The organism is Arthrobacter sp. UYEF3, from assembly GCF_040546245.1.
GTDB lineage: Bacteria > Actinomycetota > Actinomycetes > Actinomycetales > Micrococcaceae > Arthrobacter.
Map to the genome: position 1 here is coordinate 97,827 of NZ_JBEPNK010000012.1, position 23,771 is coordinate 121,597.

General features: G+C 61.6%; 26 protein-coding genes and 2 pseudogenes. 19 read left to right on the plus strand and 9 right to left on the minus strand.

Annotation, left to right across the window (positions count from 1 at the left end):
• Positions 1 to 10: 10 nt before the first annotated feature.
• Positions 11 to 1,171: an acyl-CoA dehydrogenase family protein gene (locus tag ABIB14_RS10610; RefSeq protein WP_354235836.1), complete on the plus strand. Its 1,161-nt coding sequence runs from the start codon at positions 11 to 13 to the stop codon at positions 1,169 to 1,171.
• Between the two features lie 16 nt (positions 1,172 to 1,187).
• Here the strand turns inward: ABIB14_RS10610 and ABIB14_RS10615 are convergent, their stop codons facing one another.
• Positions 1,188 to 1,421, minus strand: coding sequence for a DUF5703 family protein (locus ABIB14_RS10615; protein ID WP_354235837.1), 234 nt, complete (start codon positions 1,419 to 1,421; stop codon positions 1,188 to 1,190).
• Between the two features lie 39 nt (positions 1,422 to 1,460).
• On the opposite strand from ABIB14_RS10615, the gene ABIB14_RS10620 reads away from it, so the two are divergent.
• Complete coding sequence (locus ABIB14_RS10620) at positions 1,461 to 1,724, plus strand: hypothetical protein (RefSeq protein WP_354235838.1); 264 nt, start codon at positions 1,461 to 1,463, stop codon at positions 1,722 to 1,724.
• 110 nt (positions 1,725 to 1,834) lie between these two features.
• Here the strand turns inward: ABIB14_RS10620 and ABIB14_RS10625 are convergent, their stop codons facing one another.
• The 3 genes from ABIB14_RS10625 to ABIB14_RS10635 all read right to left on the minus strand — a co-directional run bounded on the left by ABIB14_RS10625 (position 1,835) and on the right by ABIB14_RS10635 (position 4,203).
• Positions 1,835 to 2,146: a hypothetical protein gene (locus ABIB14_RS10625; protein WP_354235839.1), complete on the minus strand. Its 312-nt coding sequence runs from the start codon at positions 2,144 to 2,146 to the stop codon at positions 1,835 to 1,837.
• Between the two features lie 383 nt (positions 2,147 to 2,529).
• Positions 2,530 to 2,769, minus strand: a complete 240-nt coding sequence (locus ABIB14_RS10630; RefSeq protein WP_354235840.1) for a DUF2188 domain-containing protein — start codon at positions 2,767 to 2,769, stop codon at positions 2,530 to 2,532.
• A gap of 498 nt (positions 2,770 to 3,267) precedes the next feature.
• Complete coding sequence (locus ABIB14_RS10635) at positions 3,268 to 4,203, minus strand: aldo/keto reductase (RefSeq protein WP_354235841.1); 936 nt, start codon at positions 4,201 to 4,203, stop codon at positions 3,268 to 3,270.
• A 51-nt stretch (positions 4,204 to 4,254) separates the two neighbouring features.
• Here ABIB14_RS10635 and ABIB14_RS10640 point away from each other — a divergent pair, with 51 nt between their 5' ends.
• Together ABIB14_RS10640 and mshC are read left to right on the plus strand one after the other, a co-directional pair.
• On the plus strand, positions 4,255 to 5,088 hold the full coding sequence (locus tag ABIB14_RS10640; RefSeq protein ID WP_354235842.1) for an undecaprenyl-diphosphate phosphatase: 834 nt from the start codon (positions 4,255 to 4,257) through the stop codon (positions 5,086 to 5,088).
• A 15-nt stretch (positions 5,089 to 5,103) separates the two neighbouring features.
• Entirely contained in the window at positions 5,104 to 6,387 is a 1,284-nt protein-coding gene (mshC, locus tag ABIB14_RS10645) for a cysteine--1-D-myo-inosityl 2-amino-2-deoxy-alpha-D-glucopyranoside ligase (protein WP_354235843.1), read from the plus strand.
• A 750-nt stretch (positions 6,388 to 7,137) separates the two neighbouring features.
• On the opposite strand, the gene ABIB14_RS10650 is transcribed toward mshC, so the two are convergent.
• From ABIB14_RS10650 to ABIB14_RS10660, 3 genes are read right to left on the minus strand one after another with little or no spacing between them, the layout of a single operon-like run.
• Complete coding sequence (locus ABIB14_RS10650; protein ID WP_354235844.1) at positions 7,138 to 7,992, minus strand: alpha/beta fold hydrolase; 855 nt, start codon at positions 7,990 to 7,992, stop codon at positions 7,138 to 7,140.
• Between the two features lie 47 nt (positions 7,993 to 8,039).
• Positions 8,040 to 8,867, minus strand: coding sequence for an enoyl-CoA hydratase/isomerase family protein (locus ABIB14_RS10655; protein ID WP_354235845.1), 828 nt, complete (start codon positions 8,865 to 8,867; stop codon positions 8,040 to 8,042).
• A 10-nt stretch (positions 8,868 to 8,877) separates the two neighbouring features.
• Positions 8,878 to 9,714, minus strand: coding sequence for an SDR family NAD(P)-dependent oxidoreductase (locus ABIB14_RS10660; RefSeq protein WP_354235846.1), 837 nt, complete (start codon positions 9,712 to 9,714; stop codon positions 8,878 to 8,880).
• Positions 9,715 to 9,786: 72 nt separating this feature from the next.
• Between ABIB14_RS10660 and ABIB14_RS10665 the strand changes: the two genes are divergently transcribed.
• The 5 genes from ABIB14_RS10665 (at position 9,787) to ABIB14_RS10685 (ending at position 12,835) form a co-directional block, all read left to right on the plus strand.
• The gene (locus ABIB14_RS10665; RefSeq protein WP_354235847.1) at positions 9,787 to 10,371 is read left to right on the plus strand and encodes a TetR/AcrR family transcriptional regulator; all 585 of its coding nucleotides are present in this window, start codon (positions 9,787 to 9,789) and stop codon (positions 10,369 to 10,371) included.
• Between the two features lie 82 nt (positions 10,372 to 10,453).
• A complete protein-coding gene (locus ABIB14_RS10670; protein WP_354235848.1) occupies positions 10,454 to 10,957 on the plus strand; it encodes a maleylpyruvate isomerase N-terminal domain-containing protein in 504 nt (167 codons plus the stop codon).
• On the plus strand, positions 10,954 to 11,256 hold the full coding sequence (locus tag ABIB14_RS10675) for a hypothetical protein (protein ID WP_354235849.1): 303 nt from the start codon (positions 10,954 to 10,956) through the stop codon (positions 11,254 to 11,256). Before ABIB14_RS10670 ends, ABIB14_RS10675 begins: the two co-directional genes overlap by 4 nt.
• A 65-nt stretch (positions 11,257 to 11,321) precedes the next feature.
• Positions 11,322 to 11,900 carry a TetR/AcrR family transcriptional regulator gene (locus tag ABIB14_RS10680; protein ID WP_354235850.1) on the plus strand — a complete coding sequence of 193 codons (579 nt, stop codon included), beginning with the start codon at positions 11,322 to 11,324 and terminating at the stop codon, positions 11,898 to 11,900.
• Positions 11,901 to 11,983: 83 nt separating this feature from the next.
• The gene (locus tag ABIB14_RS10685) at positions 11,984 to 12,835 is read left to right on the plus strand and encodes an MBL fold metallo-hydrolase (protein ID WP_354235851.1); all 852 of its coding nucleotides are present in this window, start codon (positions 11,984 to 11,986) and stop codon (positions 12,833 to 12,835) included.
• A gap of 383 nt (positions 12,836 to 13,218) precedes the next feature.
• Here the strand turns inward: ABIB14_RS10685 and ABIB14_RS10690 are convergent, their stop codons facing one another.
• Positions 13,219 to 13,530: a hypothetical protein gene (locus tag ABIB14_RS10690; protein WP_354235852.1), complete on the minus strand. Its 312-nt coding sequence runs from the start codon at positions 13,528 to 13,530 to the stop codon at positions 13,219 to 13,221.
• 595 nt (positions 13,531 to 14,125) lie between these two features.
• Between ABIB14_RS10690 and ABIB14_RS10695 the strand changes: the two are divergent.
• A pseudogene (locus ABIB14_RS10695) lies at positions 14,126 to 14,206 on the plus strand (recombinase family protein); the annotation flags it as partial.
• Positions 14,207 to 14,283: 77 nt separating this feature from the next.
• On the opposite strand, the pseudogene ABIB14_RS10700 reads toward ABIB14_RS10695, so the two are convergent.
• Positions 14,284 to 14,594, minus strand: a pseudogene (locus ABIB14_RS10700) (Tn3 family transposase); the annotation flags it as partial.
• Positions 14,595 to 14,692: 98 nt separating this feature from the next.
• On the opposite strand from ABIB14_RS10700, the gene ABIB14_RS10705 reads away from it, so the two are divergent.
• The 9 genes from ABIB14_RS10705 to ABIB14_RS10745 all read left to right on the plus strand — a co-directional run bounded on the left by ABIB14_RS10705 (position 14,693) and on the right by ABIB14_RS10745 (position 23,336).
• Positions 14,693 to 14,854 carry a hypothetical protein gene (locus ABIB14_RS10705; RefSeq protein ID WP_354235853.1) on the plus strand — a complete coding sequence of 54 codons (162 nt, stop codon included), beginning with the start codon at positions 14,693 to 14,695 and terminating at the stop codon, positions 14,852 to 14,854.
• Between the two features lie 251 nt (positions 14,855 to 15,105).
• On the plus strand, positions 15,106 to 16,239 hold the full coding sequence (locus ABIB14_RS10710; protein ID WP_354235854.1) for a YncE family protein: 1,134 nt from the start codon (positions 15,106 to 15,108) through the stop codon (positions 16,237 to 16,239).
• A 57-nt stretch (positions 16,240 to 16,296) separates the two neighbouring features.
• On the plus strand, positions 16,297 to 16,989 hold the full coding sequence (locus ABIB14_RS10715; protein ID WP_354235855.1) for a hypothetical protein: 693 nt from the start codon (positions 16,297 to 16,299) through the stop codon (positions 16,987 to 16,989).
• Positions 16,990 to 17,069: 80 nt separating this feature from the next.
• Positions 17,070 to 18,215, plus strand: a complete 1,146-nt coding sequence (locus ABIB14_RS10720) for an MFS transporter (protein ID WP_354235856.1) — start codon at positions 17,070 to 17,072, stop codon at positions 18,213 to 18,215.
• Positions 18,193 to 19,158, plus strand: coding sequence for a GNAT family N-acetyltransferase (locus ABIB14_RS10725; protein ID WP_354235857.1), 966 nt, complete (start codon positions 18,193 to 18,195; stop codon positions 19,156 to 19,158). Before ABIB14_RS10720 ends, ABIB14_RS10725 begins: the two co-directional genes overlap by 23 nt.
• Positions 19,155 to 20,336 (plus strand): winged helix-turn-helix domain-containing protein, encoded by a 1,182-nt coding sequence (locus ABIB14_RS10730; RefSeq protein WP_354235858.1) that lies wholly within the window; start codon positions 19,155 to 19,157, stop codon positions 20,334 to 20,336. The genes ABIB14_RS10725 and ABIB14_RS10730 overlap by 4 nt, the downstream gene beginning before the upstream one ends.
• Before the next feature lie 495 nt (positions 20,337 to 20,831).
• Positions 20,832 to 21,383 carry a thiamine pyrophosphate-dependent enzyme gene (locus ABIB14_RS10735; RefSeq protein ID WP_354235859.1) on the plus strand — a complete coding sequence of 184 codons (552 nt, stop codon included), beginning with the start codon at positions 20,832 to 20,834 and terminating at the stop codon, positions 21,381 to 21,383.
• A 39-nt stretch (positions 21,384 to 21,422) separates the two neighbouring features.
• Positions 21,423 to 22,609, plus strand: a protein-coding gene (locus ABIB14_RS10740) for an IS3 family transposase (RefSeq protein ID WP_354235860.1) whose coding sequence is annotated in 2 segments (ribosomal slippage) — positions 21,423 to 21,702 and positions 21,702 to 22,609 — 1,188 coding nt in all. Because the reading frame shifts where the segments join, the coding sequence is not laid out codon by codon here.
• A gap of 325 nt (positions 22,610 to 22,934) precedes the next feature.
• The gene (locus ABIB14_RS10745) at positions 22,935 to 23,336 is read left to right on the plus strand and encodes a VOC family protein (RefSeq protein ID WP_354235861.1); all 402 of its coding nucleotides are present in this window, start codon (positions 22,935 to 22,937) and stop codon (positions 23,334 to 23,336) included.
• Positions 23,337 to 23,771: the final 435 nt, after the last annotated feature.

A 23,771-nucleotide genomic window follows, 5' to 3' on the forward strand; every position in this document is an offset into this window, starting at 1 on the left:
CGGGCATGACATGACCCCCGAAGACATCCTGCCCGACGCACTGCTGGAACGGATCCGCAGCCGGGCGGCCGGCTACGACCGCGACAACGCCTTCTTCACCGAAGACCTCCACGACCTCGCGGCCGCCGGCTACCTGAAGATCTTCGTGCCGCCCGCCGACTGCGGCCTGGGACTGGGACTGGCCGGGGCAGCGCAGCTGCAGCGGCGGCTGGCCACGGCTGCCCCGGCCACCGCGCTGGCCATCAACATGCACCTGGTCTGGACCGGCGTCGCCCACGTCCTGGCCGCCAGGGGCGACTCCTCGCTGGACTTCGTCCTGAAGGAGGCCGCGCAGGGCGAGATCTTCGCCTTCGGCAACTCCGAGGCCGGCAATGATTCCGTGCTCTTTGATTCGCGCACCGAGGCTACGCCGCTGCCGGACGGCAGCTACGGCTTCACCGGGCGGAAGATCTTCACGAGCCTCTCGCCGGCGTGGACCCGGCTGGGAATCTTCGGGAAAGACGCTGCGGCGCGCGACGGCGAGGGCGAACTGGTACACGGCTTCATTGAGCGGGAAACTCCCGGCTACGAAATCCTGTCCGACTGGGACACCTTGGGCATGCGGGCCAGCCAGTCCAACACCACGGTCCTGGAAGGCGCGGTGGTGCCGCCCGAGCGGATCTTCCGCAAACTCCCCGTCGGCCCCAACGCGGATCCGCTGATCTTCGCAATTTTTGCCTGCTTTGAGACCCTGCTGGCGGCGGTGTATACCGGTATCGGGGAGCGCGCCCTGCAGCTTGGCGTTGAGGCGGTCAAGCGTCGCACCTCGTTCAAGAACGGCGGGCGCAGCTACGCCCAGGACCCGGACATCCGGTGGAAGGTCGCGGAAGCGGCGATGGCCATGGATGCGCTCTACCCGCAGCTCGCCGCAGTTACGGCCGACGTCGACGCCCTTACCGATCACGGCGGCCAATGGTTCCCACGGCTTGTCGGGGTCAAGGTGCGCGCCACCGAAACCGCGCGCACTGTGGTGGACCTGGCGATCAGGGTGTCCGGCGGGTCAAGCTATTTCCGCGGCTCCGAACTCGAACGCCTCTATCGGGATGTCCTCGCGGGCATGTTTCATCCCTCGGACGATGAGTCGGCGCACAACACTGTGGCCAGCGCCTGGCTGGGCCCGTTGGAGTCCTAAACGGTCCACGGAACCCCTACACGGTCCGCTGGACCTGGATGACCTTCCGACGGAGCCAGAAGCGCCGTCCGCCGCCGACATAGAGGACGCTCCGCTCGAGTTCCCATTTGCCATATTCGGAGTGCGCGGCAAGAAGGCGGCGGGCCTCGGGCAGGGAATCCTCAGGGCTGACCGTCAGCACGAGGTACTCGTACTGCCTCACGTAGTCCCTCTCGCGCCGGACGGAACTGCTCGGAAAATGTTCCTTCATCGCTCTCCATTTTCGTCTGTTTCGGGCTAACGTGAAGTCATGAGCATCGATCCGCGCGTCGCGCTTGAGTCCCTTACCGCGGCTTTGGAAGAACACTTGGCCGCTGCCTCAGCGCGGCGGGGGGACGGCGATCCCGCGGTGGAAGCGGCTTTCTTTGCCGTAGCCGATGCCTTTGAAGTCTACGACGACTCGCTCTACGAAGCCTACGGCGAAGTGACGCCGCTCGAAGTCATCGAGGAAGAAGATGACGACGAAAGCGAAGACGTCGACGATGAGGAAGACCTCGAACTGCTTCAGGACTAGTGGCGGGGCGGGTTCAGGCTGCTTGGTTTTCCGGTCGGCGGGCATCCGGTCCCGGCGCATCTTCGGACGTGGATTCTGCCGCAGGCTGTTCGGGTGCGGCTCATAAGGTCTTACCCCGCTCGCAGGCTTGATTCATGGGAATCGGTGCGGTGCTCGGCTCTCGTCCGGCCGCCCGTCGGGCAACCCGTCCGGCCTGTGGTGAGCGCGGCTCCGAAGGGAACACGCCCTGAACCCGCACCGCCGTCGAGCCTGATCCGGACTTTGAGGCCCGGATCACCTGCCTCTGGCTGGACGCGATCGACAAGGACGGCGACGAACCGGCTGAGGATGTCCTGCGCCAGCTCCAGGGCGCATTCCTCCGCCGTCCCCGCCACGGCCTGCAGCACCTGCAAATCGTCGCGGCCGCCAAGCAGTTCGGACACCTCGACGGGCAGCTCTTTAGGCTAAATGCTGCAGGAATCTCGTGGGAGGGCAGGATCATCGGCGGTGGCGGCATATCAATCTCGGGGCTGGTTGGCAGGTCTTCGGAACTACAGACCGCAACCACAGGGTAAAGCATCGTCCCGTATTTGGGCCAAGGGGTCTTCGTTTCCGAGCCGGATGCTGTCGAACGTCTAACTAAGTCCGTGAATGCCTGGCAAGAACTCAAAGGCGGCGCGGGTCGCGGCGCCTTTTCTTTGCCTGAATAGCAGTGCCGAGTTGAGACCTCTGCGGCGGGAACTAGGACGCGGCAATAGAGGAGTCGGGTCACCGCAGAAAACGGACGACGGCGGGAAAATCGACCGTCGTCCGTTTCCTTTCTGATTCAGTTCAGGTCGAATTCCCGGTAAGCGTGCCCGTCCAGGGCGTGCATCACCACATGCGCGGGCTGCGATCCGACGGCAACGTGCGCAGCGGCTATGGCTTCCTTCTGCGTGCGGAAATACTGGTGCTTGCTGGTCCTGAACTTATGCAGATCCCATTTGTTGCCATCCGTCCCGTCGCAGGGCTGTACATGGAAGATGGCGCGCTTCACCGTCTCTTTTTCGAGTCTCGCTGTGCTCATGACAATCCCCGTCCGTTATTTTGTCTTCGTTGACCAGGCTTCGCCACTCGAACAATACTGGCTCGCAGCACAAGCCATGGCGTCATTCCACTCCTGCTTCGTAGGAAAAACAAGCCTTTGAGCCCTACTCTTTAGGGAACTTTCCTTAGTGTTGTCGGTGCTGGTCCACTCCGGAGCCTGTGACAAAAGGAAGCCCTCGTGCTCACGGCTAAATAGCAGACGGGCCCATCCGGTCAGGCAGTGGTCGTCCTCGTCGGTCGAGGATCGGTCCGGTGCCATTGCCATTTGGGCGCAGTGGGGTGCGTGATGCTTGACCGTCGAGACTGGCAGCCTGCGTCGAAGCTTCCTGTGCTGCTCACGGTGTCCCCGTCCGGGTCATCGATACCGGCGTTATCGCCCGTATCGGCTTGCTCTTGGGGCCGGCTATCCTGGCGGATTTCAGCATCGCGTTGTACAGCCGGTCAGGGCAGAGGTCTGGAAATCAAGGGCAGCAGGCGCTCAGGCCGGGTTGGAAACATCCTCCAGGGCCGTGGCAATCTCCGGCGGCAACGGCGTCAGCACCGCGTCCATGATTTCCTTCAACTGAACCGGAGTCCGGGCGCCCACTACCGCCGTCGCCACTCCGTGCTGGGACAGGAGCCAGCTCAGCGCTACATCCAAGGCGGTACGCCCCAGCCCCTTGGCCGCCATCGCTACTGCTTCAACGACACTCGAGGCGTTGCCTTCAAGGTAGGGCTCAACGTAGCTGGCCAGCTTCTGGTGCGCGGCTCGTGAGTCGGCGGGAATATGCCCGCGGTACTTTCCGGTCAGCACGCCGCGTCCCAGCGGGGCCCACGCCATGAGTCCGAGCCCGGCGTCCTCGACGGCGGGAATCAATTCGGATTCGGCCTGTCGCCGCACCAGCGAGTACTCGGTCTGGCACGCCACCAGCGGGAAACCCGCCACGGCCGAGGCCTTGGCGGTCTGCCAGCCGTTAAAATTCGAGACACCGGCGTACCGTGCCCGGCCGGAACGCACCGCAAAGTCCAGGGCGGAAAGGGTTTCCTCCAGCGGCACGTTCGGATCCCAAGCCTGGGCGAACCAGATGTCCACGTAATCGGTTCCCAGCCGTGCGAGGCTCGCATCGAGGCCGGACAGCATCCCGTTACGGGACGTGTCGACGCTGTGCCGGCCGCCCGACGTCGTCAGCCCGGCTTTGGTGGAGATCACCACTTCAGAACGGGCGACGACGTCGCCAAGCAAGCCGCCGAGCAGGGCCTCGGCCCGGCCTCCGGCGTAGGAAGCAGCGGTGTCAATCAGTGTGCCGCCGCCGTCGACAAAGGTGCGGAGCAGGCCGGAGGCATCCTGTTCATCGGTCTCACCGGCCCACGACATGGTGCCAAGGGATAAGGACGAGACTCGCAACCCACTGTTGCCGACATATCGCTGCTGCATGACTGCAAGCTTACGATGCTTCGGAATATTCATAACGTAGGGTCTATAAACGTGAACTGGTTAGAAGCGGCCTTTCTGGGCCTTGTGCAGGGACTGACAGAATTCCTCCCCATTTCCTCGAGTGCCCACCTGCGGATCGTGGGCGCTCTCCTGCCCGACGCCGCCGATCCCGGCGCGGCCTTCACGGCCATTACCCAGCTGGGAACCGAGACCGCGGTGATCGTCTACTTCTGGCGTGACATCGTCCGGATCGTCAAGGCCTGGTTTGGATCGCTGACCGGAAAGGTGTCCCGGCAGGACCCGGACGCCCGGATGGGCTGGCTCGTGATCCTAGGCAGCCTTCCGATCATTATCTTGGGCCTGCTCTTCCAGGACCAGATCGAATCGGTACTCCGCAGCCTCTGGGTCGTTGCCACCACGCTGATCGTTTTCGGGATGATCCTCGCGGTAGCGGACGCCGTCGGCCGCCAGGAACGTGACCTCACCCAGCTCACGTACAAGCACGGCATCTTCTTCGGGCTCGCCCAGGCGATGGCGCTTATCCCCGGGGTGTCGCGCTCCGGCGGTACCATCACCGCCGGTCTGCTGATGGGCTACACCCGCGAAGCCGCGGCACGGTACTCCTTCCTGCTCGCCATTCCGGCCGTCTTCGGCAGCGGCCTTTACCAGCTGTACAAGGTCGTCTCCAAGGAAGGGATCACCGGTCCCTACGGCCTGCCCGAGACCGGCCTCGCCACCGTGATCGCCTTCGTGGTCGGCTATTTCATCATCGGCTGGTTCCTCCGATATGTTTCCACCCGCAGCTACCGGATCTTCGTCTGGTACCGGATCTTCCTGGGCCTCGCGCTGTACCTGCTGCTCGGTTTCAATGTCATCAGCGCCTAGCACTAGGCTTGGGATGTGAAATCCTGGACCTCCCGCCCTGTTCCCCACCTTCCGGGCAGCATGCCCGCGCTGCGCCTATTCGACACCGCCAAGCGCGCCTACGTCACTCTTGAAGCGACGGGGAACCAGTCGCTGTACGTCTGCGGGATCACCCCCTACGACGCCACCCATATGGGCCACGCGGCCAGCTACGTGGCCTTCGATTTGCTCAACCGGGCCTGGCGCGACGGCCGCCAGCAGGTTGCGTACGTCCAGAACGTCACCGACGTCGACGATCCACTGCTGGAGCGCGCGACGGCGACCGGTGTGGACTGGCGCGACCTCGCGGCGAGCCAGATCGAACTGTTCCAGACCGACATGGAAGCGCTAAACGTGCTGGCGCCGGACGAATACGTGGGGGTCGTCGAAGCCATCCCGCTGATCGTTCCGGCGATCGAGTCACTCGTGCAGCGCGGACTGGCCTACCCCGTGGCCGGCATTGCCGGAGAGCCCGACGGCGATATCTACTACGACGTGGAAGCGGCCGGAAAGCACTCCGCCGAGGCTCAAGACGCCTGGACTCTGGGGTCCATCTCGGGACTCTCCGACGCCGAAATGCTCGAGTTGTTCGCCGAACGCGGCGGCGACCCCGGCCGTGCCGGGAAACGCCAGGCCCTGGATCCGCTGCTCTGGCGCGTCGCCCGGGAGGGTGAGCCGAGCTGGCGGGGCGGCGAACTGGGGGAGGGGCGCCCAGGATGGCACATCGAATGCACCGTCATCGCGCAGAAATACCTGCCCGCGCCCTTCACGGTCCAGGGCGGCGGTTCCGACCTCGTCTTCCCGCACCACGAAATGGGAGCGGGCCACGCGTACTCCCTGACCGGGGTGCCGCTCGCCAGTCACTTCGCGCATGCCGGCATGGTGGGTCTTGACGGCGAAAAGATGAGCAAATCCAAGGGCAACCTCGTGCTGGTGTCCAGGCTGCGCGCCGCGGGGGAGGAGCCCGCCGCGATCCGGCTCGCCATCCTGGCACACCACTACCGCAGCGACTGGTCCTGGACCGACGAAGGCTTCGCTGAAGCCAAAAACAGACTGCGTGCGTGGCGTGCCGCCGCGGATCACGCCCCGGCTGGCTCCGCCGCGGCACTCGTCGGGGAGCTGCGGGCCGCGCTCTCGGATGACCTCGACGCCCCGCGTGCCTTGACCGCCGTGGATGCCTGGGCTACAGCGGCCCTCGCACCCGGCGCAACGGCCGGTTCGTCCGTCGACGCCGCCCAGGTGGCCGACGCCGTCGACGCGCTGCTCGGCGTCGAACTGTAGCTGCGAGTCGAACTGTAGATGGGGTCTTGGTAATAACGGCGTGAAATTGCGCGCTAAGCCCTTTGGCGTCATTTTGGGGTAGTCCTGCGGGTCACCCGGCCGGAGGAACACCCACCCGTCTCGGACGAGCGTTGGCGGAGTACGGCAGAATAGCCAAAACCGGCACCTGCTGGACTTCATCGACTTTGACTAGGGCTAGTGACGGGCAGACGTCGTGAAAAGGGTCATTGCCGACACCCTGAATCCTGTCGTTTTCAGAACTGGTGCACACGACTTCTGAAAACGACAATGTGGCGGCGTTTTGTGATCGCTCGGTCTCGCACCAGCGCCCGTAAGCCGGTCCTCCACCGGCCGCGGCAGCACCTGGTGCGCTTTTCCAAAAGGCCGCCGCCCCGGCCTGTGGTGGTTAACGCTTCCTGGCGGTGTTTTGTGATCGCTGTTTGGCGCTAGGAAACTGCTGACGGGGTGGGCGTGGACACAATCGCTTGTGCTACCAATTGCAAGTCCCTTGCAAAGTGCGGGTTTTTGCACGCGAACTTTTAGCACGGGACCGGCTAACTCATATAACTGACAGTCGGAAGGACTCATTCGCGGAAGCTCTCCCTCTGTGGGCCAGAGCCGAAGATAGTTCGAGAGCTACTATGGCCTCGGTCGGGGCGCTGGGATCCGGAGCATGTTGGCCGAAGTGCAGGGCACGCGGCTTCGCCTCGATGGCCCCCTTCCTGCATTGCTCCGACTCCTGTGTGCCGTTCAGTTCGCTAGGAACATCTGGACTTCACGGACGAACTCTTCGAGGTGCTGGAACAGGAATGCGTGCCCGGCGTCGCTGTAAAGGACTAGCTTGGCGTTGGGTAGTTCCTGCACCGCCGCGTAGGAGCTGTAGGCGTTAATCATGACGTCGTGGGCGCCGCCAGCGTAGAGCACTGGGGCGTCGATGGTGGCCCGTTCCCGCGCCACGTCCTCCCAGGGAGCGGAGAGTGCTGTTGTGATGGCTTGGAGCTGGCCCATGGCTGCATCCTGCGTGACTTGCGGTGCGCCTGCGGGCATCTCCACCTGGACGCGGCCAAAGTGGTCCAGGCCCTCTGCGCGGGCCTCCGGGGTCTCCGGGTAGAAGAGGTACAGCAGGTCCTCCAGGCCTGAATCTTGCTTGGTCATGATGGTGGCCACCCGGTCCGGCATGGCCACCATGCCGGGGGCCGTGCCTGAACCGCTGCCGGCGATGACCAGCTTGCGGACCAGATCCGGGCGCTTCAGTGCCATTTCCTGGATGACGACGCCGCCGAAGGACCAGCCCAAGAGATCCACCTGCTGCAGTCCCAGGGCTTCGGCCAGCGCGATGGCACCGTCCGCGAAGCCGTTCACGGTTGTCAGCGGGGCGCCTTCGGTGTAGCCGATTCCGACGTTGTCGAAGAGGATGACGTCGCGTTCTGCCGCCAGCGACTCGATGAATCGCGGGTCCCACCAGTCAATGGTGGCGCGGAACCGGTGCAGCAGAAGGAGGGGTACGCCGCCGGTGGGTCCCAATCGGCGGTACGCGAAGCTTGTTCCGCCTGACTCGATGTACTGCGTGGTTGCGGTTGCTGCTGAGTAAGTGCTGCTGCCCATGATTTTCTCCTGCTCTGGTGTCCGTTGCTTCTTGGGGAGTGGGGTGGTCATACCTGGGCGTTGGCCTTGGCGACGTATTCACCCATGTTGTATTCGAAATCGAGGCCGACCTCGGCAGCGATTGCCTGGGTGGCTGCGGCCCGCATCTGGAATCCCGGAAGCGCCAGTGACTGTACGAACTCCGAGAACGCCGTGACAAGGTCGCCCACCGGCGGCAGGGTGGCGCGGTTGACGGCGGCCTTGGCAGCGGCGAGTGAGGCCTTGTCGAAGCTGGCCAGGCGGGCCACCATGGCATCGACGAAGGCATCGAGCTCGGCGTCGGGGAGGGCGCGCGTCACCCAGCCCCACCTCTCGGCCTGCGCGGCGTCGTAGTCACCGCTGCCGAGGATGGCTTCCAGGGCGCGGTCCCGGCCCAGGAAGCGGGGTAGGCGCTCAGTGCCGCCACCGCCGGGCAGCAGCCCCGCACCCACCTCGGGCTGTCCGAAGAAGGCCTTCTCCAGGCTGGCGTAGCGCAGGTCCAGGGCCAGTGCCAGCTCGTTTCCGCCGCCGCGGGTGCGGCCCCGGATGGAACCAACGGTGATGAAGGGGGCATTCGTCAGGCGCACCACCAGGTCCGTCCAGATGGGCAGTTCGCCGGGGTTGGGCACCGGCAGTTCGTCGACGGCGGCAATGTCGAAGTGGTTCAGGAAGAAGTCAGGCACGTCGCTCTTGAAGAGGACCACTTGGACATCCGCGTCGTTTTCGATCTCTTCGACGATTTCGTGCAGCCGGATGGCGGTCTCGGCGGCCACCACGTTGGCCGGCGGATTGTGGAAGGTGATAGTGGCGATCTTGGGGGTGGGGCGTTCCAGGATGACGGTGCTTGCAGTGTTCATGATGATGCTCCTAACGGGCGTGCTGGATGGATCGGTGGGGCGCGGTGGATGAGTGCTTGCTGCGGCGGATGGTGGAGCCCATGAAACGCACGACGGCGCTTCGTGGGAGGAAGCGGGCGGCGATGGCCAGCGGGCGTCCGTTGGTGATGACTGATGGGCGGTGCGAGGGCTTGCTGACGGTTTCCAGGGCAGTCTTCACAACGTCTTCGGGACGGGCCCGGCGGGCGCCGTAGTCGGCGGCCTGGCTGCCGGCGGCGTCGAAGAACTCCGTCTTCATCGCACCGGGTGAGATGGCGAGAACGCGCAGGCCCGTTCCGCGGGCCTCCTCCCAGAGGGATTCGGTAAAGCTCAGTACGAAGGCCTTGGAAGCGCCGTAGACGCTGAGGTACGGGGTTGGCATGAAGCCGAGCAAGCTGGCGACGTTGATGAGGATACTCGTCTCCTGCTTGGCGAAGACGTCGAAGTAGGCGTGGCTGAGGTCGACCAGGGCGCCGATGTTCAAGGTGATGAGCTGCTGCAACCGCTCGGGGTCTTCTTCGCCGAAGGGGTTGTGCGTACCGAAGCCTGCGTTGTTGACCAGGCCTGTTGCGAAGATCCCCCGGGACTCGAGTTCTGCGCGGAGTGTGCGGCCGGCGTCGGGCCTATCCAATTCGCGGGCAATGGTGGTGACCTTGACCCCGTGCTTGGCGGTCAGTTCCTTTGCCAGGGCAACCAACCGGTCTTCCCGGCGGGCGATCAGGACAAGGCTGGAGCCGCGGGCGGCAAGTTGGCGGGCGAATTCCGCACCGAGGCCGGAGCTGGCTCCGGTGACGATGACGGTCTGTGTGCTGTAGTCAATAGTTTTCATAGGCACACTCTATGCAGAGTTCTGCACAAAGTGCAAGTTGTTTCTAAAACTGCACCGTTGTACTATTGGTGCATGCCCACTCCTTCCCCCCTCCGCCTTCAGACCCGGGCTGTCGTCCGATCGCTCCTTGCCCAGACCGCGATGGCATTGTTTGCCGAGAAGGGATACAACGAAACCACCGTCGATGAGGTCGCCGCGGCGGCGGGAGTGTCCCGGCGCACCCTGTTCAACTACTTCCGCACCAAAGAGGACCTCGCGCTCAGCGGCCTGTCGGAGCAGGGGGACGTTATTGCCAAAAGGCTCAGCGGTCGTCCTGCCGATGAAAACGTCTGGGTATCGCTGCGCTACGCGTTCCAGGTTCTCGACGAGATAGAGGCCACCCCTCAGCACAGGCTTGAAATCACCTCGATGCTTTTCGACAACGACGCGCTCCGGGCCGGTCATGCTGAGAAGCAGGCGCGGTGGACCGATCTGCTGGCACCTCTGGTTGAGGCGAAGATCCCTGACTCGGGCGACAAGACTTTTCAGGCGAGGGCGATCGTGGGCACCGCCATCATTTGCCTCCAAGGCGCCACGGAGGAATGGCTTCGACGAGAGGGTGCAAAGCCATTGTTCGACCTGTATGACACCGCAATAGCAGCGGTGCGCACCCCATGACCGGCTCCGCTGCCATTTCACCAGTCGCTAGGCCATCCGTGGCTGCCCTCATCCGGGCCCACCTCACGAAGGCAGATTCGTCATGACACGCACGCTCCCCGCCCCTGACTTCAAGAATCTCCAGGACGCCTACCGTGCAGAAAGCGTTGTGATGCTCGATTTCGTGGGCGGACTGACCGATGCCCAGTGGAACGCGCCCAGCAAGGCGGCCGGCTGGAGCATTGCGGACATGGTGGGGCATATCGGCTCCACTGCCCACAACATGTACATCCCCGCCGGCGTCCTCTCCTCCCGCAGGCCCAGCCTTGAAGCAGCCAACGAGGGCCCGGTGGAGGTTCGCCGGAGCTGGGGCAGGGAACGGGTCATGGCCGAGTTCGCCACCTCGACCCGGACGGCGGATCGCTTGCTCAGCATGGTCCGGCGCACGCCGCTGCGGAACGTCCCCATGCAGCTCAACGAGCTGGGCAAATCCCCATGGCGCTGCTGGTGGGCGGGGCCCTCGTGTTCGATCTCCACACGCACCTTCGTCACGACATGGCTCCTGCCCTGGGGCTGCCCACTCCTCCCTCTGATAATGAACGGATGAAGGCTGTGCTCACCTGGATGACAGCGGTCCTGAGTAACCAGACGGCCATGGCTCCCGTGCCGGGTCTCGACGCAGGTCTGACCCTGACGCTGACCGGTCCCGGCGGCGGCAGTTGGTGGATTGATTCACATGGCCTCTCGAAGCCCGGAACCAGGACTCCTGCGGCACGCATTACGGCTTCCGCCATTTCCTTCCCGGAGTGGGGGACCCAGCGCTCATCCTGGCGCGATGCGGAGGTTTCCGTGGAGGGCGACGCCGGCCTGGCCGCCCAATACCTGGACACTGTCAACGTCATCTGAGTGGTCGGCAGTGGGACCTCCGGAGTATATTTGACCTGCAGGTACAAAATAGGTAGGTTTGGGTAATGGGCAGAGCCAAGCAGTTTGATCCGGAGGCAGCCATCATTCAGGCGATGGACGTCTTCTGGCGTCAGGGCTATGCCTCGACAACACCCCAGGGGCTCGCCGATGCGCTCGGCATCGGCAAGGGAAGCCTTTACAACGCCTTCGGTGGCAAGCGGCAACTCTACGACCTGGCACTGCAGCATTACCTCGAAGCCCAGAGGGCCGTTCTTGCCTCATGGCTCGAGGCCCCCGGGCCGGTCAAGGAACGCATCCGCAGTGCGTTGACGTTCCTGGTGGAGACCGACCTTGCCGACCCCCACCAGCGGGGCTGCCTTGCTACCAACAGTGCCGTGGAATTCGGCACTGCTGACAAAGAGGTTGCCGGTCGGGTGGGCAACCTGTTCGACTACACCGAGCAGGCCTTTGCTTCGGTCATCATCGAGGGCCAGGCCACCGGGGAACTGCGCTCCGACCTGGATGCCGGCGCCGTAGCCAGCATGCTGCTGAATACGGTCACGGGACTCCATGCCCTGGCCCGCGTCGATCATGGCGACGGGCGGCTGCAGCGGGTTGTTGGCGCGACGGTCGACCTGCTTTAAGGGACGCCGGGGTTAGTCCGCAATTATTTTTTCAGCTTTTTCTGTACCTGTAAGTCAAATAAATCGACATAGGAGACACTGCAATGACTGCACCACTGACCCTCGCGATCTTCACCGCACCGGCCCAGCCCGTGAGCGTCCCCATGCCGGCACCCGAGGGCGGGTGGACCTGGCCGTCCACCTCAGTGACCCTCGTATCGGGTGAGCGCGAGGCGATCCTGGTGGACACTGTCCCCGGCGTTGCGGACAGCCAGCGGCTTGCCGACTGGATCGAAGCTTCCGGCAAGGAACTGACCTCCATCTACATCACGCACGGGCATTTCGACCACTTCCTCGGAGCCGCAGCACTGGTGCAGCGCTTCCCCAAGGCCCGGGTACTCGCCACCGGGCCGACTGTGGATCTCATTGCTGAGGAAGCCGAAACCCGCAAGGCACTGGCGAACTACACTCCAATGTTCGTCCAGGAGATCGGCTCCGAGATTGTTGTTCCCGAAGCTGTCGTTAATGGCCGGATCGAGCTTGAGGGCCACGATATCCTTGCCGTTCCCACCGGACAGTCTGACGTCAGCGACTCCTCCTACGTCCACATCCCTGAGCTGCAGGCCGTCATCGTCGGCGACATTGCCTACGGCGATGTGCACCCAACCCTCGTCGACAGCACCCCCGAAACGCGCCGGAACTGGATCAAGACCCTCGAATCCATCCAGATCCTCAAGCCCGAAATCGTCGTGCCCGCCCACCGCAGCGCCGAATCCGACCTCGGCAGCGAAGTCCTCGACGCCACCATCGCCTACGTCCGCGACGCCAATGAACTGCTCGCCACAAACCCGACCGCTGAAGAGTTCACCACCAAGATGCTCGAGGCTCACCCGGACAGGATCAACCTGAGCACACTGCTCTTCGGCACGGCTCTCCTGGGCCTCCGCCAGGCATAGAAGCGAAGTTAGGTCCGTACTGCCGGCAGCAGAATGCCAACCTGACCGGCCTAGCTGACACCGGGGCCGGCTACCTTTTGCATTCCACAGGTCACGGGTGGCGAAAGAGAGCACCCAGAGTGCTCACCATGTGTAGCCCACCCGAGGAAAATGCCCGCAGAGTGCTCTTTGTGACTTCCGGGTGGCGTCTCGAAATACAAAAGCTTTTCGAGGCAATTCGTCCGCGTGGTCTCAGCCGAAAGGTCGTTTAGAACTGCGCACACGAAGAGGAGCGCCGGGCTAGTTGGCGCCCCCCTTCTTTGTTGCCCCTGGAGGCCCCGGCCAATCCGGGTTCTTTCTTAAGCGGAGTGCGCAAAAAAATGTTGCATCATTTGACTTTATACTTAGAACCACAGCCGGAGACGGAATCGAAATCTATCTCCCAGAACTTTTTCGAGTTCATCTCGTAGGCGAACCCCTTCCAGGTCAAAGAGCTTACGGCGTCCCTCACTCCCAAACATCCCTGTCTCTTCATTCGCATGTTCGTTGAAGAATTTCGCCCAGGCCACCAGATCCTCGTACAGAGCCTCTGGAAGTTCGCTCCGCCAATCAGGCACATCTCCTGGAGCCCAGAATATGGTGGACATCGGCCAGGAATACCCGTAATCGACGTCGATAAGGATCTCGGGTCGCGAATCTTGTGAAGGCATAGCCACAATACAACTGTATCCTCTCAGCAACCGGGTCTGGTTGACGGGAATGAGGTTATGATTTTTCGGTTGCCGTCGGAGACTATGACCGTCGGATTGAACTGTATCGAGCCGTACGGGCCGGACATGAAAATCGGCGTTGTGCAGCAGATCTTTCCGCCGCCCACACTCCTCGGATATCCGCCCGCAGGATGCTCGACCTCCTGCGCCGTCGCCCAGACCATCAGGTCATCCCACAGGCCTCCGGTACCCACCTGATTGATGCGATCCTGCCAGTGGGACTGGTGATTATCCCGAATGTGGACGTATCCCGAGACGGAATCCCCGCAGCGAAGATCAACTGTGCCGAGATACACTGAGTTAAAGCTCGCTACGCTGACATCCCCGTAGCCCCAGTTGCAGGGCGCGATCGTACCCGGGTCCAAGTAGGGGCTGGCCTGGTCTCCGCCGATGGATACAGCCTCCCGACACCACGGAAGGGCCTCTCAACCCATAGTGCAGAGCAATTCTGATATCCGGTGCAGACGACTTCTGAAAGTGACAGTGCCTGCACCGTTTCGGCTATTCCCGTGTCTCAGGAACTCGTCTCGACGAAAACCATGCCACTTCCACAGGCCGGCTGATGCTGAATATGCTCGCCACTCTCGCTGAATACGAACGCGAACTCATCATTGAGCGAGTCAGGAGGTGACCATTTCCGGCCGGGGACCGCCGTCCAGGTTCAGTATCGTGTCCAGCAGGTAGAACTTGACAGGCTCGCATGTCCGCCACCAGCGCCCGCAACCGGGTCAGTGATGCGGGGCCTCCAAGGCGCCCAGCGGTGCCACCGAGAGTTTCACCCTCCCGTTGCCGTCGTCGACCAGGCGGACGCCCGCCTCGGCACCTGACTGCCCGATTGCGTCCGCCGGCCCCGCCAAGCGGCATCGAGCACCTCGGCTTTTGTCACGGCGGCGCAGATTCGTGCGCCGTTGCTCCAGCACGCACACCACCCACGCATCCCGGTACACTTCAACTTCTTCGCCCCGTCCGAAAACCGCCGCAGGCCACGCTGGCGGTACCAGCGCCTCGTCGGGCGTCCGGGACCAATGCGCTGAAAAGTAGCGCTAAGCCACCGCCGGAAGGTTGGTCACCTACCCCCGACTTCAACAGTCCCGTTGCGGTCACGCGGGTGCCCTTGGCCAAGGACTCCGGGGAGATGCTTGGTTGCGCCCTGGGCTTGGAAGCGATGGTGAAGTTTGCGACGGCCGCGCCGGACGCCGACGACGACCCGCGATTTGGTATCGCCGCCAGCCCCACCGGGCACATCAGCATCCGCACCCAGGACACCTAACCTGCGGACTGACCCCCGTCGGCGCTGGCGGAAACGCTGACATCAAAAGCCCACCAATCAAGCAGGCGTGATCCGCAGCCAGAAGGCTGCGTTCGGAGCTGCCCTGATGGGTTTCCCTGGGCGTCCGTCGGGATACGGAGCGGATATTACACAAATGTCATGATCTAAAACAGTCAAGGAAACCTGCTTGACAAGTCGGTTGTGGTGGGTTCATTCTGTGGTTTAAACGGGTGATCTATCTCACTTGTTGTATGCCCGTCGAGCAGTTCCGCAGTATTGCTGTTGTCAACACACCACGTCACTTAAGGGGAAGTAACGATATGAGAAACATTCAGCTTTTCTCGACTGACACCGATGACGGAGTCGTCTCGGTCGTCGCCAAGACCGGTCCGAGCGAACACCGCTTGATCAAGCAAATCCGGGTCGGCAATGCCCCTCGAGGGGGTATGAAGTTCACCAAAACGGGCCGTGGTTTTGTCTGCAACACCAGCCAAAACACGATCTCGGAAATCGATGCGGTGGCGCTGTCGGAGACTCGGCGTATCGAGGTTGGCCACGGGCCCCGGGGTCTGGCGCTGTATCCCGGCGATGGCTACGCCCTCGTCAGCAACTCCGGTTCGGACACCCTCTCGATCGTTGACTTGGAGTTGAACGTCGAGGTGCGGCAACTGCCGATGGGCCGAGACCCTCGCCATATGGCGATTTCCAAGGACGGCAAGTGGGCCTACGTCTGTGTTTGGGGCGATGGCTACATCAGCAAGATCGATGTGAGTGGCCTTTCTCTGGGCGACGTCTCAGCTGTCCATGAAGTTGCTCGCATCGATGTCGGAGCGAAAGCGCATCCCTACAGCCTCAACTTCTCCCCCGACGGAAACCGCGTGTTCGTGGCCAATACCCAGGCAACCTATGGCTCGGCCATCGATGTGATCACGAACGAAGTTTCCAAGATCGACTTCGGGAGCATCGGCGGCCGTGGCGTCGCCTTTAGCCCTGATGGACGATACGCGCTCTTCACGCTCGAGGCGGTCTCACGGATCTATGTCGTGGATGTCGAGAGCCTGGAAGTAACCCGCTTCATTCCCGTGGGTCCGGGACCCCGCGGCCTGACGGTGGACGGCGAGGATGAGACGATCTACGTCACGAATTTCAAGCGGACCACACTGACCATGAAAGCCAACGACGGCGGCCCTGATTTCGCGGCGAACAGTTTGACCATGGTCGACCTGAAATCGGCACCGCTGGACCGCCAGGAAGGCGCGTTCAAGTACGAGGAGATCATGGTTGGATTCGGGCCATGCTCGGTTGTCTCCTTCGATCTGAACACCATTTCCGAAGACGATCGGCTGCGCAGGGTTGAACCCCTGGAAGTCGCTGACCGTAACTGAACAGCGACGATGGCCGCGGCGAAGCTCGCCGCGGCCATCGTCCGTCGAGGAGTGGGAATGATTTCCGCGAAGTTCACCCGATTACAACCTTGGGCCGTTCTGCCCGAGAAACCGGACGTCCCCATTCAGGCGATGCGGGAGGAAAGAGACCTTTATGCTGAGCACTTTCGTCACCTGAGGATCGCCCGGCTGGAGAGTGATTGCCCGCCGTGGCGAATGGGTCAGGAACTGGGCTGGGTCGTGCGCTCACCGGTGTCTGTGACTATGGAACGTCTCGATGATCTTGACCTTGGGCTACAGGAAGGCGAGGACATCGGTACCATCGGCCGACGCTACGGGTGCACGGAAGCCTGGGATAGAGACGGAAGTTGGGTCGCGGCCTCTGGGGCATCGTGGACGCGCCTCTACGATCATCAGACCCCACGTGGTTGGGAAGCCATGTTTCTTCCTAACGGCAGGGGCAGTTTGGAATGGAAGCTGGGTTGGGGAATTGCTTTCAAGGACCCTTACTTCTTGATGATGCTCCCCGCCGGCAACACCGGCCTCGAAGTTCCGCTCGGGGTGGTTTCGGCCAAGATGGCTGAGGGGATGACAGAACAGGGTGGCTTCAGCCTTGCATGTCGGCCGACGGGGCCAACGACCATTCGGCGGGGTGACCCTATTGCGCGGATCGTTCTCTTGCACGCAGATTCCCAGAGAGCCCAAACGAGTTATGGAGAGGAACCAGGTGTCAGCATTCACGACGACTAGCCGTGTCCTAGTGACAAGGCGGGTGGCTGGGCTACTCCTCTCCGCCCTCACTAGCTCGTGTCGCAGGAGCGGCAACCCCGTTGGCCCTCCTTGTTGCGCTGGCACATCCCTATGGATTTGGGACCGCGGCATTCGTGGATGGGGTCTACACCCTGATCCTGGCGTGTCTGGGCCCACTCCGTTCACGAATCGTTGACCACCTCGGCCAGCGGAAAGCGCTGCTCGTGATGGGGGTGCTCTCAGCCGTAGCCCTCGGTGGAGTGGCGTTCCTTGTTAATGTCAGCGCTCCTTGGCAACTCGTGTTGGCCCTTGTCGTGATCGCCGGACTCGTCTCACCGCCGCTGAGTGCGGCTGTTCGGGTCTCCTGGCGCCAGGTTGTCAATCCAGAAACCGATGAGCTCAAGGTGGTTCACTCGGCTGATTCGGTAATCACTGAGGTGGGATTCATCCTGGGTCCAACTCTTGCTGGCCTGGGATTCGGCTATCTCGGGGGAGCCATGACCTATACCCTGGCAGTGGCCGCATCGATAGCTGGACTCGTCATCTTCCTGGCAGTGGCCTGGGCCCACACCTTGCGGATCGATGGTGAGGAGGCAGACGCACCCCCGCCACGCGAGGTCACCTTTTTGACACGCGTTGCCGGACCGCTGGCTGATCGGCGGATGCTCGTGATCTTGGTTCCCCTAATCGGAATGGGCTTTGTCTTCGGTGGAATTGGCGTATTCACGCCCGCGTATTCCGAGCATTTGGGGATACCTCAAACATCCGGGATCATCATCGCCATGATCAGCGTCGGGGGGGTCATCGGCGGAGTGATCTACGGGGCACTTCCGTGGAGGCTCGGTCTCTGGAAGAAATATGTGTACTTAGGGCTTGGGTTCCTGATCCCATCCTGCTTCATGGCCTTCGGGACTAACCTGTGGTCGCTGATGCTCATACTGCCGCTCTGTGGTCTCTTCGTCACTCCGCTATATATCAATGCCTATCTCTTAGTGGATTCAGTGATTCCGCTACGGATGAGACACGAAGCAAATGCCTGGTTGGGATCCGGCACTGACGTTGCCAACGGCATCAGCGCCATCGTGGTCGGGACGTTCATCTCGCGCCAGGACTGGCAAGGGGCGCTCTGGGCGATCGCGGGCCTGGCGGTTATAGGAATCCTGAGCCTTGGACTATTGAGGAATAGCGAAGAAAGGTCAGTAGATGAACTTCAGCCAGTCGCTTGAGGTCCGTCCCACGACAAGGGCGGACCTTGAAGCACCGTGGGTTGAGCAGCTTGCAAAGGCGTCCTCGATAGTGGGTGGTGTGAACCCTGCGGCGCCCGGCGTCCGCCGTGGTAGCCACTTCATGGTGCGCTGTGACGAAGACATGGCACTGGCCGAATCGAATTTCACAGTGAACGACGATCCAGAAATCGCGGCCGTTGCCGGCGGCTCTGCCGTTGAGATCAAAATCCTTGGTGCTCCCTTTGGGGGTTCCCCTCATATGGAGGAGGCAATTCATCGCATCGTTGATCAGACCCGGGGCCCTCACCACCCCGAACGGGTCACACTTCATCTGAGAGCCGGCGCCACAGAATGGATACAAGGGAAGGGGATGAGCTTCTCCAAGGACAGCGGTCTCTCGATTCGCGAAGTCCCCACGGATTTGGGGATCGTTCAGGGTGAAGCACACCGATACTCTTGGGCGACACCGGCTGATAGTCACTGTGTTTCGAAAATCTTCGAAACCTACTTGAAAGGGTTGAGCACGAAATCAACCTTCATAAATCCGTCCCGAGAAGCCGTGATGTCTGTGTATCGCCGGGTGGCATCAATCAAGGATTTCGGGAAAACAGCCGACAACAGCGTGATTCTTCTGGCCCGAGACGGCGATAGCGTCCTTGGGGTTATCGAATGCAGCCTCGGGACGGTTGGAGATGGTTCACTGATTTCCAAGCTCCCAGTGGGCGCGGAGGTGCTGTCGATTGATTGGATTGCTGTCACCCCAGATTCCCAAGGTCGGCGCATCGGACACCACCTCGTTCGCGAAGTGGTCCGCAGGACTGTGACACCGAAGACCAAGTATCTGATGGCTCAACATTTGGTCGGACCAGGCACGGCACAAGGATTCTGGGAATCCCAAGGATTCGTCCTCACATGGGAAGTCCACGAAGGGCGGTTCAAGTGAGGGGCGATGTAATCAGCTTGGAGGAAGCACGCCACATCACTGTCACGGCAGCGGGATATACGGACATTCTTTCCGATACAACTGAGCTGCAAGCGGCTTTCACGCGGCTCGGCGTCGTTCAGCTCGACTCGATTGGCACTTTCGCTCGAGCCCATCAGCTCACGCTCGCCGGCAGAGCAAGCTCCACTAGGGATGGCGTTGACGAATTCCTGTGGGGCGACGGAATCTCGAAGGCATTCGAGTTGTGGGTCCATGCCGCTTCCCTAGTACCCATAGAGGATTGGCCGCTTTGGCAGTTCAGGATGCAACGCACACGCGATGCGCAATTGGATTGGGCACCGGAAGCCAAAGAGAAGTCCAGGATACTCAGCATCATTTCCTCTCAGGGCCCCTCCACGATGTCGGTATTGCGTGACGGCGGCGCAGCCGGTTCAGGATGGAACTGGGGACCCACTAAGCTCGCCGTCGAGCATATGGTGTGGACGGGAGAGCTGGTATGCGCCCAGCGGAGGAATTGGCAGCGTGTATTCGATCTTCCAGAACGAGCACTACCCGTCGCAATACGCGACGCCCAAGTCTCTGCAGACGACTCCATGAACCAGCTTATGAACAGAGCACTCGACGTCTTGGGTGTAGCCACAGCCAAGGATCTCGCCGACTACTACCGAATGAGGCCTAGCGAGGCGGCAAAGTGGCTGAAAGAATCGCCATTGGCTCCTGTCCAGGTACAGGGATGGCGAGATCAGGCATGGATCTCTTCACCTGCAGTCGAACGTGCGCGGATCTCGCGAGCGGTTAATACCTTCGTGGGCCCCTTCGACAACCTTATTTGGTACCGGCCAAGGGTTGAGCGCCTCTTCCACTTCAGGCAGGTATTTGAGGCCTACAAGCCTTCTCATAGGCGGGAGTTCGGCTACTACGTCTGCCCGTTGCTAGTCGACGGGACCCTCGTCGGGCGTGCGGATATTTCGCTTGACCAGGAGACACTGACGCTCCGGCGTCTTTCGTTCGAAGAAGGGAAGACGCCGCGAGAGGACGGGGTGGTCTCCGCCATCCAGAGCACGATGACAATGTTGCCTGCAACTCGCGTTCGGGTCACAGACATCGAGGCTAATTTTGCCAGCCGCATCGGCAAGGCCCTCGGGGAGGCCGGGATTTCGTATGAGCTCGCAAACTAGTTTGGCACCAAGCGGGACGGCGTCGATCCAGCAGAAGACAACCACACCGCTGTCCCAAGCGTTCTCCCACGTAGTGCTCGTTCCCTGTTCGATTCTCACAGCCTTGAATCTGCAAGTTGGCGCAATTCCAGTCCTGTATGCAACTCGTGAAGACGAGGCCCTAGCCCTCGCCTGCGGATTAGTGACCGCTGGGCAAAGGCCTCTGGTGATGATGCAGAACTCAGGCCTGATGAACTCCCTCAATACCCTGGGTTCCCTTCCCATGGCCTACGGCATCGGACTCCCCATATTGGTAACGCTCCGTGGCAGCCTTGACGACAAGAACATGACTCAGCACCCCATCGGTTTGGCCACGCGTGGCATCCTCGATGAATTGAGACTGGACATCTTTGATCTTCCAAGGCGACAAGGCTTGGAATCGACGATATGTAGCATCGCCGGGATGCAGTCCGACGTACGGCGACCCTACGTCCTTCTGGTGGACGGAGGGGAACCATGATCGACCGCAGGAGGCTCTTCGAGACAGTTCGACGGTCCTTCCCCCAAGCCAACGCTGTCTGCCATCTCGGCGATTCGTCGAACGAAATGTTTGAATATGCGGATAGTGACAGGGTGTTCTATCTACTGGGCTCAATGGGCTCGGCCCTTTCCTTCGCCCTTGGGCTATCACTCGCAAGCAACCAGAAGACCATCGTCTTTGAAGGAGATGGAGGAGCCCTCATGTCTTTAGGCTCCCTGGCCACGGCGGCTCGATACGGCGGGAGCAACCTCGTCATCATCATATTGGACAACGGTTCCTACGGTTCAACAGGCGGACAGCCCACCGCCGCGCGAAGCGAAACGCGCCTGAACGAGGTGGCCCGTGCATGCGGATTTCAACGCAGCTTCCGATGCGACAACGACCTAGATAGCCTCGTAGCAGAGATCTCGCAACCTGGTCCAAGCGTCATCGTCGTCGAAACATCAATTGGAAGCAAAAAATCCGACTTCATTCCTATCTCGCCCGAACAGATTATTGGGTCTGCCCAAGGTTTGATTGACATCTGATTTGTGAGTTTTTGGCTCGCAAGTGAAAGGATGTTGAACATGCCTAAAGCTTTTCCTGAAGAGTTCCGCCGTGATGTGGTCGCGGTGGCCCGCAAGGGCGAATCATCACTGGTCCAGATCGCGAAGGACTTCGGTGTTTCCCCGGCCGCCCTGCATCGGTGGTTGAAGATCGCTGACGTCCAGGACGGGGTGGTTCCCGGGGTTACGAAGGAAGAATCCGTCGAGCTGCGTGAGGCGAAGAAACGCATCAGGCTCCTCGAGCAGGAAGCGGAGGTGATGCGCCGGGCGGTGGCTTACCTCTCCCGGGATGTCAACCCAAAATGATGTACCCGCTGGTCCTTGAACTGGCCGCCCCGGAAGCCCCTGTGCGGGTGCCGGTCGCGGTGACCTGCCGGGTACTGGGGTTCTCCCGCCAAGCCTTCTACCAGTGGTGTGCGAACCCTGTCAGCGACCGTGACTGGGAGGAAGCCAATCTGGTCAACGCGGCCTTGGACGTCCACGCCGGGGACCCGGCGTTCGGGTACCGGCTGATCCATGACGAACTCGTCCACGAGCTGGGGCTGGTGGCTTCCGAGACCAGGGTGGGGCGGCTGTGCAGCGAGAACAGAATCCTCTCGGTCATTCACCGTCGGCGCGGCACGGGAAAGAAAGCCGGCCCGCCCGTCCATGACGACCACGTCCGGCGAGAGTTCACTGCCACGGCGCCGAACCTGTTGTGGCTGACGGACATCACCGAGCACCGCACTTCTGAGGGCAAGCTGTACCTGTGTGCGGTCAAGGACGTGTTCTCCAACAGGATTGTGGGCTACTCCATCGATTCGCGGATGAAGGCCTCCCTGGCTGTTGACGCGCTGAAGGCCGCGATCAGTCAACGTGCCCCGCGAGGAACCCTCATACACAGCGACAGGGGCTCGCAATTCCGGTCCAAGAAATACACCCGCTTGATCAGCACGGCGGGCTTGAAGGGCTCTATGGGACGGGTCGGGGCATGCGCAGACAACGCCGCCATGGAAAGTTTCTTCTCCCTGCTGCAAAAGAACGTGCTGAACCAAAAACGCTGGGCAACCCGGGAGGAACTACGCCTGGCCATCGTGGTCTGGATCGAGAAAACATACCACCGCCGACGCCGGCAACGACGACTCGGCAAGCTAACACCGATCGAGTTTGAGACAATAAACAAGACCTCTCAACCGGTCGCCGAAATACCAGCCCAAACTGTCAACTAAACCTTGGGCAGACCCATTCGAAGATTCAGGGAAGCGAATTTCCCGATGTTTGAGGCTCCTCATTTGGCTTGTCCTTAGGAACGTATCAGGACGGAGAAGACCGGATTAGGAAAAGCACACGGTCGAAGTCAGCGAGGGGAAAACTTTAGAGTCCCAACCGCCAGGTGACCAAGAGGGGGCGTCTCACCACCAAGCTGCTGGCGGGTGTACAGCCTCCACGCATTAGATTGCAGACGGTCACCTACCGCGCGTCATGCTTGCGCAGAGCCGCCACATATGGCTGACCCAGCGGCTAGGTATTTGCTTGCTGTGGAAGACTCATGGCGTGAGTGAACATTTTGTCGGGGCCTTAAACCATATCGAATTGTGGGTGCCGAACCTGGCGCGGGCTCAATATGAATGGGGCTGGCTGCTGGGTGGACTGAACTACGCGTTAGATCGTAACTGGGTGAACGGAACTAGCTGGCGTAACGGCGGGACCTACATCGTTGTCGAGGAATCTCCTGACATGAGTAGTGGGGAGCATGTCCGGACTGCGGCAGGTGTGAATCACCTGGCATTCAGTTCCGGGACTCAGCAGCGAGTGGACCGCCTAGCGGCTGAAGGCGCACATCACGGCTGGACCCAGTTGTTCCCGGAACGCTATCCCCACGCTGGCGGCCCTGACCACTATGCCGCGTACTTGATTAATTCCGACGGGTTCGAAGTCGAACTCGTCTCCCGCTGACCGAAAGGTTGCCCTCCTTCCGCGGCTACGGCTGTCCGTGTCCGTTTCATAACTCGTCTGACCAACTGCACCCTGTGTCTCGTGTCAGTGGAGGTTGTCGGAGCCCGAGGACGATGCATATTTGTGAATGAAGTGCTGATCCTCTTAAAGGCAGAAGGGCCGGCGCCGTTGTGAACTGGTTAGCTGTCGCCGGCGCCCACGGCACCTGCTTCAGCACCGTGACTCACTCGCGGATTCCGGCGGGAGGGGCCGCCACACGACACTGCTGCCTGTTCGGAACCATGTCGCACGCCTGACAGAAAGTGTAGTTGGCCCCGGAGCTGACTGCCACGGTGACCTTCTAGGTGCGTGGGTCAGTAGTGAGGGTGCCGGTTTTTAAAACGCCGGCGGATTGACCGGGTCCGGATAGGGGTGGCTGGGAGAATCGGGGGTATG

What these genes read in the sequence shown, in the direction of transcription:
- ABIB14_RS10620 (WP_354235838.1), top strand. Translation starts at nt 1,461, where the DNA reads ATGAGCATCGATCCGCGCGTCGCGCTTGAGTCCCTTACCGCGGCTTTG.
- ABIB14_RS10615 (WP_354235837.1), bottom strand. Translation starts at nt 1,421, where the DNA reads ATGAAGGAACATTTTCCGAGCAGTTCCGTCCGGCGCGAGAGGGACTAC.
- ABIB14_RS10675 (WP_354235849.1), top strand. Translation starts at nt 10,954, where the DNA reads ATGAAGGCTGTGCTCACCTGGATGACAGCGGTCCTGAGTAACCAGACG.
- ABIB14_RS10670 (WP_354235848.1), top strand. Translation starts at nt 10,454, where the DNA reads ATGACACGCACGCTCCCCGCCCCTGACTTCAAGAATCTCCAGGACGCC.
- ABIB14_RS10680 (WP_354235850.1), top strand. Translation starts at nt 11,322, where the DNA reads ATGGGCAGAGCCAAGCAGTTTGATCCGGAGGCAGCCATCATTCAGGCG.
- ABIB14_RS10630 (WP_354235840.1), bottom strand. Translation starts at nt 2,769, where the DNA reads ATGAGCACAGCGAGACTCGAAAAAGAGACGGTGAAGCGCGCCATCTTC.
- ABIB14_RS10735 (WP_354235859.1), top strand. Translation starts at nt 20,832, where the DNA reads ATGATCGACCGCAGGAGGCTCTTCGAGACAGTTCGACGGTCCTTCCCC.
- ABIB14_RS10650 (WP_354235844.1), bottom strand. Translation starts at nt 7,992, where the DNA reads ATGGGCAGCAGCACTTACTCAGCAGCAACCGCAACCACGCAGTACATC.
- ABIB14_RS10725 (WP_354235857.1), top strand. Translation starts at nt 18,193, where the DNA reads ATGAACTTCAGCCAGTCGCTTGAGGTCCGTCCCACGACAAGGGCGGAC.
- ABIB14_RS10715 (WP_354235855.1), top strand. Translation starts at nt 16,297, where the DNA reads ATGATTTCCGCGAAGTTCACCCGATTACAACCTTGGGCCGTTCTGCCC.
- ABIB14_RS10665 (WP_354235847.1), top strand. Translation starts at nt 9,787, where the DNA reads ATGCCCACTCCTTCCCCCCTCCGCCTTCAGACCCGGGCTGTCGTCCGA.
- ABIB14_RS10635 (WP_354235841.1), bottom strand. Translation starts at nt 4,203, where the DNA reads ATGCAGCAGCGATATGTCGGCAACAGTGGGTTGCGAGTCTCGTCCTTA.
- ABIB14_RS10610 (WP_354235836.1), top strand. Translation starts at nt 11, where the DNA reads ATGACCCCCGAAGACATCCTGCCCGACGCACTGCTGGAACGGATCCGC.
- ABIB14_RS10710 (WP_354235854.1), top strand. Translation starts at nt 15,106, where the DNA reads ATGCCCGTCGAGCAGTTCCGCAGTATTGCTGTTGTCAACACACCACGT.
- ABIB14_RS10655 (WP_354235845.1), bottom strand. Translation starts at nt 8,867, where the DNA reads ATGAACACTGCAAGCACCGTCATCCTGGAACGCCCCACCCCCAAGATC.
- ABIB14_RS10685 (WP_354235851.1), top strand. Translation starts at nt 11,984, where the DNA reads ATGACTGCACCACTGACCCTCGCGATCTTCACCGCACCGGCCCAGCCC.
- ABIB14_RS10660 (WP_354235846.1), bottom strand. Translation starts at nt 9,714, where the DNA reads ATGAAAACTATTGACTACAGCACACAGACCGTCATCGTCACCGGAGCC.